The sequence below is a fragment of the Rahnella aceris genome (assembly GCF_011684115.1).
Lineage (GTDB): Bacteria > Pseudomonadota > Gammaproteobacteria > Enterobacterales > Enterobacteriaceae > Rahnella > Rahnella aceris.
The window spans coordinates 14,898-27,976 of record NZ_JAADJV010000007.1; the positions used below are offsets into that span (position 1 = coordinate 14,898).

Genomic DNA, 13,079 nt, shown 5'->3' on the forward strand with positions numbered 1-13,079 from the left:
GTCATGGCGGTATCACAACCTCTACCCGACCAGCCGTGCGGCGCAGAATACCTGCGTGCCGTGCTGCGTGCGCCGGTTTATGAAGTCGCACAGGTTACGCCTTTGCAGGTCATGGAAAAGATTTCTTCCCGGTTGGGTAACACCATTCTGGTGAAGAGGGAGGATCGTCAGGCCGTCCACAGTTTTAAACTGCGCGGTGCCTATTCGATGATCGCCAGCCTGACGGAAGAACAGGCTGCGCGTGGTGTTATCACTGCGTCCGCGGGAAATCACGCGCAGGGCGTTGCATTGTCGGCGACCAAAAAAGGCATCAAATCTCTGATTGTGATGCCGGTTGCCACAGCGGATATCAAAGTGGATGCCGTGCGTAACTTTGGCGGTGAAGTGTTGCTGCATGGCGCGAATTTCGATGAGGCGAAAGCCAAAGCGATCACGCTGTCGCAGGAACAGGGCATGACTTTTGTGCCGCCATTTGATCATCCGGCGGTGATTGCCGGGCAGGGCACGCTGGCCATGGAGTTGCTGCAACAGGATGCGCATCTCGACCGCGTATTCGTGCCTGTCGGCGGTGGCGGTCTGGCCGCTGGTGTCGCCGTGCTGATTAAACAACTGATGCCGCAGATTCAGGTCATCGGTGTTGAAGCCGAAGATTCTGCCTGTCTGCGCGCGGCAATGGACGCCGGTGAACCGGTCGACCTGGCGCGTGTGGGTTTGTTCGCAGAAGGCGTGGCGGTGAAACGTATCGGCAACGAAACGTTCCGCCTGTGTCGCGAATATCTTGATGACGTCATCACCGTCGACAGCGATTCAATTTGTGCCGCGGTGAAAGACTTGTTCGAAGACGTGCGTGCGATTGCTGAACCTTCCGGTGCGCTGGCGCTGGCAGGACTGAAGAAATACGTGCAGCAGCACAATATTCAGGGCGAACGACTGGCGCATGTGCTTTCCGGCGCGAACGTGAATTTCCACGGTCTGCGTTATGTGTCGGAACGCTGTGAGCTGGGCGAGCAACGCGAAGCGCTGCTGGCGGTGACCATTCCTGAGCGCAAAGGCAGTTTCCTGAAGTTTTGCCAGTTGCTGGGTGGCCGTTCGGTGACAGAGTTCAACTACCGTTATGCCGATGCCGACAACGCCTGCATTTTTGTGGGCGTGCGTCTGACGCGCGGTCACGCTGAGCGTCAGGAAATTATCGACGAACTGAATCACGACGGTTATCAGGTTGTGGATCTGTCCGACGATGAAATGGCGAAACTTCATGTGCGTTACATGGTGGGCGGGCGTCCGACCAAACCTCTGCGCGAGCGGCTTTACAGCTTTGAATTCCCGGAATCTCCGGGGGCTTTGCTGAAATTCCTGCATACGCTGGGCACGCACTGGAATATTTCGCTGTTCCATTACCGCAGTCACGGTACCGATTTCGGTCGTGTGCTGGCCGCGTTTGAGCTGAACGAGGAAGAGCCGGAGTTCGAGCAGAACCTGTCGGCGCTGGGTTATGACTGTCACAACGAAAGTGATAATCCGGCGTTCCGCTTCTTCCTGGCGGGCTAAAACTAAACGGGGCATCTGAAAAGTGCCCCTTTTTTATTCTGTAAACGTTCAGAGCAACTGCCAGAACGCGTCGATCAGTGGCTCGCTAAGGCGTTTTCTTTGCACGCAGACGCCCAGTTCCAGCGGCGCGCCGAGCGTGATGTTATCCAGAATGGAAATACGGTTGCGCACCGGTTCCGGGCTGTTATCGACCACTACGGACGGGATCAGCGCGATGCCGCAGCCGAGCGCGACCATCGATACAATGGCTTCGTGGCCGGATACCGTGGCATAAATCAGCGGATTGCTCAGGCGGTTGCGTTTGAACCAGACGTCAATGCGTTTTCGCGCCGGGCCATGTTCCGGCAGGATGAAGGGAATTTGTGACCAGTCCGGATGCGGCTCACTGACCTGGGTGCGGACGGCGCAGGGCAGGGAAGGAGAAATCAGGATCATCGGGATTTCGCCGATCTGCGTGAAATCGACGCTGCCCGGCAAACTTTCCGGACGTCCGGCAATCGCCAGATCCGCTTCGGTGGACTGGACTTTTTCAACCGCATCCGCAGCGTCGCCGGTGGTGAGTTTGATTTCGACCAGCGGATGCTGCGCACGGAAGCGGTCAAGGATTGGCGGCAAATGGCTGTAGGCGGCCGTCACCGAGCAGAACAGGTGCAGTTCGCCGCTCAGCGTCGGGCCATGCTGATCCAGCCCGCTGCGCAGTTGCTGGTAATGCAGAAGCGTTTGCTGGGCAAAGTTTTTGAGTTGTTCACCGGCACTGGTCAGTTGCACGGTGCGGTTATCACGCTGAAATAACGGCTGGCCGAGTTCTTCTTCCAGCCGCTGGATCTGGCGTGACAACGTGGACGGGCTGACATGCATCGCCTTCGACGAACGGCCAAAATGGCGGCTTTCCGCCAGATGTAAAAACAGTTTCAGATCACGTAAGTCCATAAAGAATATCCGGCTCTTTGGTTTCACAGATGACAGGCTAAGTATATTGCATAATTTGCAACGTCATCTTCGTAATATATCAATTTAAGCAATGTGTCACATGACATATAGTGAATTCACGGCGTTCACCGGCTCACCGGTGAAACAAAAAATAACAGCACTTACCTCGATAGAACGGAGCAAGACATGGCTAACTATTTCAACACACTGAACCTGCGTCAGCAGCTGGCACAACTGGGCAAATGCCGCTTTATGGGTCGCGATGAATTCGCGGACGAAGCCAGCTACCTCAAAGGTAAAAAAGTGGTGATTGTAGGCTGTGGCGCACAGGGCCTGAACCAGGGGCTGAACATGCGTGATTCCGGTCTGGATGTGTCCTACACCCTGCGTGCAGAAGCGATTGCTGAGAAGCGTGCTTCATGGCGTAAAGCGACCGAAAACGGCTTTAAAGTCGGTACTTACGAAGAACTGATCCCGCAGGCAGATCTGGTTATTAACCTGACACCAGACAAACAGCACAGCGCGGTAGTGAAAGCGGTTCAGCCTCTGATGAAAGACGGTGCAACACTGGGCTATTCCCACGGCTTCAACATCGTTGAAGTGGGCGAGCAAATCCGTAAAGACATCACCGTGGTGATGGTTGCGCCGAAATGCCCGGGTACCGAAGTGCGTGAAGAATACAAACGTGGTTTCGGTGTACCAACACTGATCGCCGTTCACCCGGAAAACGACCCGAAAGGCGAAGGCATGGCGATCGCTAAAGCCTGGGCAGCTGCAACCGGCGGTCATCGTGCAGGTGTTCTGCAATCTTCCTTCGTTGCCGAAGTGAAATCTGACCTGATGGGCGAGCAGACTATCCTGTGCGGCATGTTGCAGGCGGGTTCTCTGCTGTGCTTCGACAAACTGGTTGCTGACGGCGTTGATGAAGCTTACGCAGAAAAACTGCTGCAGTTCGGCTGGGAAACCATCACCGAAGCGCTGAAACAAGGCGGCATCACGCTGATGATGGACCGTCTGTCTAACCCGGCGAAGTTGCGTGCTTATGCGCTGTCCGAACAACTGAAAGAGATCATGGCGCCGCTGTTCCAGAAACATATGGACGACATCATCTCTGGCGAATTCTCCAGCGGCATGATGGCTGACTGGGCGAACGACGATAAGAAACTGCTGACGTGGCGTGAAGAGACGGGCGCAACCGCATTCGAAAACGCGCCACAGTTCGAAGGTAAAATCTCCGAGCAGGAATACTTCGACCACGGTGTTGTGATGATTGCGATGGTGAAAGCAGGTGTTGAGCTGGCTTTCGAAACCATGGTAGCTTCCGGCATCATCGAAGAATCTGCTTACTACGAATCACTGCACGAACTGCCGCTGATCGCCAACACCGTTGCACGTAAGCGTCTGTACGAAATGAACGTGGTAATCTCCGATACGGCTGAATACGGTAACTACCTGTTCGCTAACGCTGCCGTACCGTTGCTGAAAGAGTTCATGACCACTCTGCAGGCAGGCGATTTGGGCAAATCAGTTGCCGAAACTCAGGTTGATAACGCGCAGCTGCGCGATGTTAACGAAGCGATTCGCAATCACCCGATTGAGTCCATCGGCCGCACCCTGCGTGGCTATATGACCGACATGAAACGCATTGCTGTAGCGAGTTAATTCATTAACCCTCAGGTATGAAATAGAAATAAAAAGGGCACTGCATGAAAATGCGGTGCCCTTTCTTTTGGTTCTGTCTGAGGCAGAACTTAGTTGCGGTACAAAATCTTAATGATGTGGTAACCGAACTGAGTGTGCAGCGGGCCCTGTGGCTCGATCAGCGGCGCAGAGAAAACCACTTTATCGAAAGCTGGCACCATTGCGCCTTGCTTGAATTCACCTAAATGGCCGCCTTTCTTGCCTGACGGACAGGTGGAATGTTTTTTAGCCAGTTTCTCAAAATCGCCACCGTTCTTCAGTTGTTCCAGAAGATCAAGTGCCTGTGCTTCTTCCTTTACCAGGATATGCATTGCTGCGGCAGTTTTTGCCATGATAAGACCTTTTTGCGAGAGTGTTTCCAGAGGCGTAATGTAACATCTGAAACACTGCGGGGGGAATCCGGCCTGCATTCCATACATCACAAATTGCGCCTTAAAGCCTGTCAATCTCAGGCGATGTTTCTGCTACAATCGCCGTCCTTGTCTATCAGGTGAGCAAAAATACGCCATGCGATTAAACCCCAGCCAACAACACGCCGTCGAATTCGTCACCGGACCCTGCCTGGTTCTGGCGGGGGCTGGCTCCGGTAAAACCCGTGTAATTACCAATAAAATCGCACACCTGATCCGTGAATGTGGCTATCAGGCACGTCACATTGCGGCTGTCACCTTTACCAATAAAGCCGCGCGTGAAATGAAAGAGCGTGTTGCACAAACCCTCGGTCGCAAAGAAGCGCGGGGCTTGCTTATTGCAACGTTCCACACGCTCGGGCTGGAAATCATCAAACGCGAATTTGCTGCCCTGGGGATGAAATCTAACTTCTCTTTATTTGATGATCAGGACCAGCTGGCGCTGCTGAAAGAGCTGAGCGAAAAATGGCTGGAGAACGATAAAACATTATTGCAGCAGCTGGTTTCCACGATCTCCAACTGGAAAAACGATCTGGTTGATCCTTCGCATGCCGCCGGGCTGGCGCGATCTGAACGTGATCAAATCTTTGCGCACTGCTACAGCCTTTATCACGATCATATGCGCGCGTGTAATATTCTCGACTTCGATGACCTGATCCTGTTGCCTACGTTACTGCTGCAAAGTAATGAAGAAGTGCGTGAACGCTGGCAGAACAAGTTGCGTTATCTGCTGGTCGATGAATATCAGGACACTAACACCAGCCAGTACATGATGGTGAAATTGCTGGTTGGCAACCGCGCACGTTTCACCGTTGTTGGTGACGATGACCAGTCGATTTACTCCTGGCGCGGTGCTCGACCGCAAAACCTGGTGCTGCTGAAAGAAGACTTCCCGCAGTTACAGGTCATCAAACTTGAGCAAAATTACCGTTCCACCCAGCGCATTCTGAAAGCCGCCAACATTCTGATTGCCAATAATCCGCATGTGTTCGAGAAGCGCTTGTTCTCTGAACTGGCTTATGGCGAAACGCTGAAGGTCGTGACGGCGAATAATGAAGATCATGAATCCGAGCGGGTGGTCGGTGAGCTAATTGCTCATCATTTCATCAACAAAACCGCTTATGGCGATTACGCGATTTTGTACCGTGGTAACCACCAGTCGCGTTTGTTTGAAAAAATGCTGATGCAAAACCGCATCCCGTACCGGATTTCCGGCGGCACGTCCTTCTTCTCCCGACCGGAGATTAAAGATCTGCTGGCCTATTTGCGTGTGCTGACCAATCCGGACGACGACAGCGCATTCCTGCGCATCGTTAACACGCCACGTCGTGAAATCGGCGCGGCCACCCTGCAGAAACTGGGGGAGTGGGCCAATCAGCGCAACAAAGGGCTGTTCAAAGCCAGTTTTGATATGGGGCTGAGCCAGTCTCTGACCGGACGCGGGCTGGAATCCCTGCAACGTTTCACGCACTGGATGGGCAATATCTCTGAGCTGGCCGAACGTGAGCCGGTTGCGGCTGTCCGGGATTTGATCCACGGCGTTGACTATGAAAGCTGGCTGTTTGAAACCTCGCCAAGCCCGAAAGCGGCTGAAATGCGCATGAAAAACGTTAATCAGCTGTTCAGCTGGATGACGGAAATGCTTGAGGGTACCGATCTGGATGAGCCAATGACGCTCACGCAGGTGGTCACCCGCTTCACGCTGCGTGACATGATGGAACGCGGTGAGAACGACGAAGAGCTGGACCAGGTTCAGCTGATGACGCTGCATGCTTCGAAAGGGCTGGAGTTCCCGTATGTGTATCTGGTCGGTATGGAAGAAGGTTTGCTGCCGCATCAGAGCAGTATCGATGAAGACAACGTGGATGAAGAACGGCGTCTGGCTTATGTGGGGATTACCCGGGCACAAAAAGAGCTGACGTTTACACTCTGTCGCGAACGCCGTCAGTACGGCGAGCTGATCCGTCCGGAACCGAGCCGCTTCCTGCTGGAGTTACCGCAGGATGACCTGGCCTGGGAAAGCGAACGCAAAGTGGTAAGTGCGCAGGAACGCATGGTGAAAGGGCAAAGCCATCTGGAGAAAATTCGCGAGCAACTGGCGAAAGCGAAAGGCGGCAATTAGCCATTAAGCATGAGCCATTAAAAAAGCAGAGGCTGATGAATCAGGTCTCTGCTTTTCTAACGTTTTACAACTGCTCATCACTGTTCTTCGACAAACAGCGGCCAGTGGACATAACTTTGCCAGTGGCTTTCCTGCTCTAATTCTTCAGCGCGCAAAGGATGCTGTTCCAGCCAGCCCTGCGGCACAATCACACTCAGTTCATCATCATTAGCACGTAAACGCACAGCCGGCAGTGTGTCGTCGCGACGACGGCTGGCAAATATGATCGCCAGGCGCAGAATACGACAAAGACGTTGTGCCTGACGCGGCGGCACGGCGTTTTGCTCATTGAGCAACGGTAAATCGAGCATGTTGTTCTGGTTTTGCAGTAACGTCGCCAGCAGTTTTTTCTGTGCTGGCGTGAAACCCGGTAAATCCAGATGACGGATCAGATAGGCTGCGTGATGCGGTGCTTTCTTGAAATCGACACTCAGCCCAATTTCGTGGATCAGGCAGGCACTGTTGAGCAGTTCACGGGCACGGGCATCCAGCTTCCATTCCTGAGCCACCTGCAGCGAAAAGTTCTCGGCCAGTTGCGCCACACGCTCGGCCTGCTCGTTATCCAGCAGATAACGGCGTTGCAGATTACGCAGCGTACGCTGACGGATATCCTGCTCGATCGGCAAATGCAGCATGCCGTAAACCAGACCTTCACGCAGTGCACCACCCGCCAGTGTCATCATCTCGATGTTCAGCGTTTTGAAAATGGCGATCAGAATAGACAGTCCGCTCGGGAAAACCAGCGCACGTTCAAGGGTCAGACCTTCAATCTCCAGTTCTTCCAGCTTGCCGCACTGAATGGCGCGCTGTTTGAGCTGCTGAAGTTTAGGCAGTGTGATGCGTTCATCCATGCCCTGAGCGACCATGATTTCCTGCAAGGCTTGCACGGTACCTGAAGCGCCGACACAAATCTGCCAGCCATTGGCAATCAGCTCAGGTGCCACAGGAAGGATCATGTCGGTCGCAGCCTGTTCAGCCTGATCAAAGTTTTCTTTTGCCAGATTTCGATCTGCAAAATACTGCTCCAGCCAGGTGACGCAGCCCATCGAAAGGCTATAAAGCGTGGTGGCCTGAGCCCCAATGCCGGTCACCAGTTCGGTGCTGCCACCACCAATATCGACCACCAGACGTTTATCTGGCCCGCCCGTGGTGTGAGCAACGCCGTGATAAATCAGACGTGCTTCTTCTTCACCGGTAATGACCTGAATCGGGCAACCGAGAATTGCCTGAGCTTTACCCAGAAACTCATCGGCATTGCTGGCAAGACGCAGCGTTGCGGTGGCAACCACACGAATTTGGTCGCGCGGGATATCCTGCAATCTTTCAGAAAATAGTTTCAGGCATTGCCAGCCACGCTGCATCGCTTCCTGAGAAAGCAGGTTTTGTTTATCCAGACCGGCTGCCAGACGCACTTTGCGCTTAATTCTGGCGAGGGTCTGGATACTGCCTGCCACCTCACGAACAACCAGCATGTGAAAGCTGTTAGAGCCCAGATCAATCGCTGCATACAGTGAGGTGGAACTTAACATAGGTTATCAGCCCGGACGTTTACGGTTGCTACGTGGTGCACTGCTGCGACGTGAAGACGAATTACTGTTGCGGCGCGGGCCGTTACCGGTGCGCGAGCGGGCAAGACGTTTTGCAGGAGGCAAATCAGTTAACAGCGCATCGCTGTTGTATTTACTCACCGGAATGCTGTGGCCGGTATAGGTTTCTATCGCTGGCAGATTCAGGGCATATTCTTCACACGCCAGGCTGATGGAATGACCACTCAGACCCGCACGGCCGGTACGGCCAATGCGATGCACGTAGTCTTCACAGTCGTCAGGCAAGTCATAGTTAAAGACGTGTGTCACGGCAGGAATGTGCAAACCACGGGCAGCAACGTCGGTCGCAACCAGAATATCCAGCGTGCCTTTAGTGAAGTCTTCCAGAACGCGAAGGCGTTTTTTCTGCGGGACGTCACCGGTCAGCAAACCGACGCGGTGTCCGTCGGCAGCCAGATGGCCCCAGACATCTTCACAACGGTGTTTGGTGTTTGCAAAAATAATGCAACGATCCGGCCATTCCTCTTCAATCAGCGTCTGTAACAGGCGCATTTTTTCTTCATTTGAAGGATAGAACAGCTCTTCCTGAATACGGTGGCCCGTTTTTTGTTCCGGTTCGATCTCAATCGACTCGGCATTATTCATGTTTTCGAACGCCAGTTCTTTCACACGATAGGAAAGCGTTGCTGAGAACAGCATGTTCAGGCGTTGATTAGCAGGAGGCATCCGGCGGAACAACCAGCGGATATCTTTGATGAAGCCCAGATCGAACATACGGTCTGCTTCATCCAGTACCACCACCTGGATCGCGCCCAGGTCGATGTGGTTCTGTTTAGTGTAATCGATTAAACGGCCGGTGGTTCCGATCAGGATGTCCACGCCGCTTTCCAGCACTTTAAGCTGTTTGTCGTAACCGTCGCCGCCATACGCCAGACCTAATTTCAGCCCGGTAGATTCAGATAATGCTTCGGCGTCGGAGTGAATCTGCACCGCGAGTTCACGCGTAGGTGCCATGATCAAGGCACGCGGCTGGTTAGTCTGACGACCTTCCGCAGCAGGGTGAGAAAGCAGATAATGGAAAGTAGACGCTAAAAAAGCCAGCGTCTTGCCGGTACCGGTTTGCGCCTGACCTGCAACATCACGCCCAGCGAGCGTGATTGGCAATGCCAATGCCTGAATAGGAGTACAGTAATGGAACCCTTTCTTTTCAAGGGCTTCTACTGCCAGCGGGTGCAGGGCGAAGTCGGAAAACTTCTGTTCGGTCAAGTGTGTTTTGCTCATAGTGTGGTAGAATATCAGCTAACTATTGCTTTACGAAAGCGTATCCGGTGAAATAAAGTCAACCTGATGTTGGTTAATGCTACATCAACAAGGTAAAGATAATCCTTTGGAGTAAACATGAGCGATAAAATTATTCACCTGACCGATGACAGTTTCGACAACGACGTATTGAAAGCCGAAGGGCTGGTGCTGGTCGATTTTTGGGCAGAGTGGTGCGGACCATGTAAGATGATCGCTCCAATTCTGGATGAAATTGCCACTGAGTTCGAAGGCAAGCTGACCATCGCGAAACTGAATATCGACGAAAACCCAGGTACTGCACCTAAATACGGCATCCGTGGTATTCCTACCCTGCTGTTATTTAAAGGCGGCGAAGTCGCAGCAACTAAAGTTGGCGCACTGTCGAAAGGTCAGCTGAAAGAGTTCTTAACAGCTAATCTGTAATCGGTCGGGATGACCCAAGCCAGGTGTTTAGCGGGCTGTCGTGTTTTTCACATTGTCCGCTAGACGCCTGTCAAGAAGCGTGCTAAGTTTACGCTTACTGCAAATAGAGCTTACCTGTAGTTTGATTCTTACGTTTTACTCTGTTGTGTCAAAAACATCTGCCTATAAAGTTTCTTTGAATAATAATTAAATTGAACTGGCACTGTGCTTGACCATCTAACGGTTTTGACAAAATCGGCTTTAAGACACCTTCAATATCAGCACTATCCCTCAAGAATCGCCCGCGAGCGACTACCTGCGGCTGGATTTCCGGGCTGTTATTTAAGTGTCATACAATAAACAGGCATGGATGACCCTGCCATACCCATTCACGACAGATGTTCGAGACATACCCCGAGTTTAAGAACCCACCATTATGAATCTTACCGAATTAAAGAATACGCCGGTCTCTGACCTGATTGCACTCGGCGAAAATATGGGACTGGAAAACCAGGCCCGCATGCGCAAGCAAGACATTATCTTTTCAATATTGAAGCAGCATGCGAAAAGCGGAGAAGACATCTTCGGTGATGGCGTACTGGAGATATTGCAGGATGGATTTGGTTTCCTCCGCTCCGGAGACAGTTCCTACCTCGCAGGCCCCGACGACATCTACGTATCTCCAAGCCAAATCCGCCGCTTCAACCTTCGTACTGGCGACACCATTTCCGGTAAAATCCGCCCACCTAAAGAAGGTGAACGTTATTTTGCCCTGTTGAAAGTTAACGAAGTTAACTACGACAAACCAGAAAACGCCCGCAGCAAAATCCTGTTTGAAAACTTAACCCCTCTGCATGCAAATTCACGTCTGCGTATGGAACGGGGTAACGGTTCAACAGAAGATTTGACCGCTCGCGTACTGGACTTAGCGTCTCCAATTGGCCGTGGCCAACGTGGTCTGATTGTTGCGCCGCCGAAAGCCGGTAAAACCATGCTGCTGCAAAACATCGCGACCAGCATTGCGTATAACCACCCTGATTGCGTACTGATGGTTCTGCTGATTGACGAACGTCCGGAAGAAGTGACCGAGATGCAGCGTCTGGTGAAAGGCGAAGTTATCGCTTCCACCTTTGACGAACCGGCATCCCGACACGTTCAGGTCGCCGAAATGGTGATCGAGAAGGCGAAGCGTCTGGTTGAGCATAAGAAAGATGTGATCATTCTGCTGGACTCCATTACCCGCCTGGCACGTGCTTACAATACCGTGGTACCGGCTTCAGGCAAGGTACTGACCGGTGGTGTGGACGCCAACGCCTTGCACCGTCCAAAACGTTTCTTCGGTGCTGCGCGTAACGTGGAAGAGGGCGGCAGCCTGACCATCATCGCTACTGCGCTGGTCGATACCGGTTCTAAAATGGATGAAGTTATCTATGAAGAATTTAAAGGTACCGGTAACATGGAATTACATCTGGCGCGTAAAATCGCTGAAAAACGTGTATTCCCTGCCATCGACTACAACCGCTCTGGTACCCGTAAAGAAGAGCTGTTGACCACTTCTGAAGAACTGCAAAAAATGTGGATCCTGCGTAAAATCATTCATCCGATGGGTGAGATTGATGCGATGGAATTCCTCATCAACAAGCTTGCAATGACTAAGACAAATGACGACTTCTTCGACATGATGAAACGTTCGTAATTTGGTGTAACGTCAGATCAACGCCACGCACAGTCGTGGCGTTTTTTGCTTTTGGTGGCTACCATAATGCTACTTTGGGAAGATTGTCAGACTATTCGGATAATAGCTGATGGTTTTCCACGTGCCCTTTCTTTACTTTGTCGGTTGATTGCCCAAGAAATGGCAGCAGATAAGGTCTTGCCCGAGACAAAACCATAACTGCCACCATAGGATATGATTTAAGGCTGTGAGGTTTATGATGCTTTCGACTCCACACACCTTATTTTTGCAGAAGAGAATTCTTAACTGTGAATTTACTCAATATGAGTACTGAGCTAGCTGTTGTTTTCGTATTTTCATTCCTCTTTTTATTCGTTGCCCGGAAGGTAGCGAATAAAATCGGACTTGTTGATAAGCCAAATTTTCGTAAGCGTCACCAGGGACTGATCCCACTGGTGGGTGGGATCTCTGTATTTGCTGGCGTTTGCTTTGCCTTTCTGATCACCAGTTATACCATCCCCCATGGCTATCTTTACCTTGCCTGCGCCGGACTACTGGTATTAGTCGGTGGTCTGGATGACCGTTTCGATATCAGTGTCAAAACCCGGGCGATGGTTCAGGCTGTGGTCGCTGTTGCGATGATGAGTTTTGCTAACCTCACCCTTCGCAGCCTCGGACATCTGATTGGTCCCTGGGAAATGGTATTAGGCCCGTTTGGCTATCTTGTCACCCTGTTTGCCGTTTGGGCTGCTATTAATGCCTTCAACATGGTCGACGGTATTGATGGCTTACTGGGTGGCTTGTCTTGTGTCAGCTTTGGCTCGTTAGGCATTATCATGTACGACAGCGGACACATGGAACTCGCGTTTTGGTGCTTCGCGATGATTGCCGCGATCATCCCCTATATTTTACTCAATCTGGGTGTTTTAGGGCCCCGTTACAAAGTCTTTATGGGTGACGCTGGCAGCACGCTGATAGGGTTTACTGTCATCTGGATCCTCCTGCAAAGTACGCAAGGTGAATCTCATCCGATGAATCCGGTGACGGCACTTTGGCTTATCGCTATTCCCCTGATGGACATGGTTGCCATCATGTACCGACGCCTTCGCAAAGGAATGAGCCCGTTCTCAGCGGATCGTCAGCACATTCATCATTTGATCATGCGTGCAGGTTTTACTTCTCGCCAGGCTTTCGTCTTAATTACCGTCGCTGCCGCCATTCTGGCGGGGATTGGCGTGGTGGGCGAACATCTGAGTTTTGTTCCCGAATGGATAATGCTGGCTTTATTCTTCGTTGCCTTCCTGGTGTACGGCATTTGCATCAAGCACGCCTGGCGCGTGGCGCGGTTTATTAAACGGGTTAAAAGACGTTTGCGCCGTTCCTCTAATCAATAATCACTCTTT

General features: G+C 52.1%; 10 protein-coding genes. 6 read left to right on the forward strand and 4 right to left on the reverse strand.

The window, feature by feature from the left end; all coding sequences use genetic code 11:
* Nucleotides 1-3: 3 nt before the first annotated feature.
* On the forward strand, nt 4-1,548 hold the full coding sequence (gene ilvA, locus GW591_RS22675) for a threonine ammonia-lyase, biosynthetic (RefSeq protein WP_013577544.1): 1,545 nt from the start codon (nt 4-6) through the stop codon (nt 1,546-1,548).
* A gap of 48 nt (nt 1,549-1,596) precedes the next feature.
* Here ilvA and ilvY read toward each other — a convergent pair whose 3' ends face one another.
* Nucleotides 1,597-2,478: an HTH-type transcriptional activator IlvY gene (ilvY, locus tag GW591_RS22680; protein WP_013577543.1), complete on the reverse strand. Its 882-nt coding sequence runs from the start codon at nt 2,476-2,478 to the stop codon at nt 1,597-1,599.
* 186 nt (nt 2,479-2,664) lie between these two features.
* Between ilvY and ilvC the strand changes: the two genes are divergently transcribed.
* Nucleotides 2,665-4,140, forward strand: coding sequence for a ketol-acid reductoisomerase (gene ilvC, locus GW591_RS22685; RefSeq protein WP_013577542.1), 1,476 nt, complete (start codon nt 2,665-2,667; stop codon nt 4,138-4,140).
* Between the two features lie 89 nt (nt 4,141-4,229).
* On the opposite strand, the gene ppiC is transcribed toward ilvC, so the two are convergent.
* Nucleotides 4,230-4,511: a peptidylprolyl isomerase PpiC gene (ppiC, locus tag GW591_RS22690; RefSeq protein WP_015690589.1), complete on the reverse strand. Its 282-nt coding sequence runs from the start codon at nt 4,509-4,511 to the stop codon at nt 4,230-4,232.
* A 175-nt stretch (nt 4,512-4,686) separates the two neighbouring features.
* Here ppiC and rep point away from each other — a divergent pair, with 175 nt between their 5' ends.
* Entirely contained in the window at nt 4,687-6,711 is a 2,025-nt protein-coding gene (gene rep, locus GW591_RS22695) for a DNA helicase Rep (RefSeq protein ID WP_013577540.1), read from the forward strand.
* Between the two features lie 77 nt (nt 6,712-6,788).
* Here the strand turns inward: rep and gppA are convergent, their stop codons facing one another.
* Nucleotides 6,789-8,279, reverse strand: coding sequence for a guanosine-5'-triphosphate,3'-diphosphate diphosphatase (gene gppA, locus GW591_RS22700; RefSeq protein ID WP_013577539.1), 1,491 nt, complete (start codon nt 8,277-8,279; stop codon nt 6,789-6,791).
* A 6-nt stretch (nt 8,280-8,285) separates the two neighbouring features.
* Nucleotides 8,286-9,578, reverse strand: coding sequence for an ATP-dependent RNA helicase RhlB (gene rhlB, locus GW591_RS22705; protein ID WP_013577538.1), 1,293 nt, complete (start codon nt 9,576-9,578; stop codon nt 8,286-8,288).
* A 117-nt stretch (nt 9,579-9,695) separates the two neighbouring features.
* Here rhlB and trxA point away from each other — a divergent pair, with 117 nt between their 5' ends.
* The 3 genes from trxA (at nt 9,696) to wecA (ending at nt 13,070) form a co-directional block, all read left to right on the forward strand.
* A complete protein-coding gene (gene trxA / locus GW591_RS22710; RefSeq protein ID WP_013577537.1) occupies nt 9,696-10,022 on the forward strand; it encodes a thioredoxin TrxA in 327 nt (108 codons plus the stop codon).
* Nucleotides 10,023-10,437: 415 nt separating this feature from the next.
* The gene (gene rho / locus GW591_RS22715; RefSeq protein ID WP_013577536.1) at nt 10,438-11,697 is read left to right on the forward strand and encodes a transcription termination factor Rho; all 1,260 of its coding nucleotides are present in this window, start codon (nt 10,438-10,440) and stop codon (nt 11,695-11,697) included.
* Nucleotides 11,698-11,984: 287 nt separating this feature from the next.
* Nucleotides 11,985-13,070, forward strand: coding sequence for a UDP-N-acetylglucosamine--undecaprenyl-phosphate N-acetylglucosaminephosphotransferase (wecA, locus tag GW591_RS22720; protein WP_015690588.1), 1,086 nt, complete (start codon nt 11,985-11,987; stop codon nt 13,068-13,070).
* The last annotated feature ends 9 nt before the right edge of the window (nt 13,071-13,079 follow it).

Excerpts from the sequence above, each read along its gene's own strand:
- ilvA (WP_013577544.1), top strand. The coding sequence starts at position 4 with ATGGCGGTATCACAACCTCTACCCGACCAGCCGTGCGGCGCAGAATAC.
- ilvY (WP_013577543.1), bottom strand. The coding sequence starts at position 2,478 with ATGGACTTACGTGATCTGAAACTGTTTTTACATCTGGCGGAAAGCCGC.
- ilvC (WP_013577542.1), top strand. The coding sequence starts at position 2,665 with ATGGCTAACTATTTCAACACACTGAACCTGCGTCAGCAGCTGGCACAA.
- ppiC (WP_015690589.1), bottom strand. The coding sequence starts at position 4,511 with ATGGCAAAAACTGCCGCAGCAATGCATATCCTGGTAAAGGAAGAAGCA.
- rep (WP_013577540.1), top strand. The coding sequence starts at position 4,687 with ATGCGATTAAACCCCAGCCAACAACACGCCGTCGAATTCGTCACCGGA.
- gppA (WP_013577539.1), bottom strand. The coding sequence starts at position 8,279 with ATGTTAAGTTCCACCTCACTGTATGCAGCGATTGATCTGGGCTCTAAC.
- rhlB (WP_013577538.1), bottom strand. The coding sequence starts at position 9,578 with ATGAGCAAAACACACTTGACCGAACAGAAGTTTTCCGACTTCGCCCTG.
- trxA (WP_013577537.1), top strand. The coding sequence starts at position 9,696 with ATGAGCGATAAAATTATTCACCTGACCGATGACAGTTTCGACAACGAC.
- rho (WP_013577536.1), top strand. The coding sequence starts at position 10,438 with ATGAATCTTACCGAATTAAAGAATACGCCGGTCTCTGACCTGATTGCA.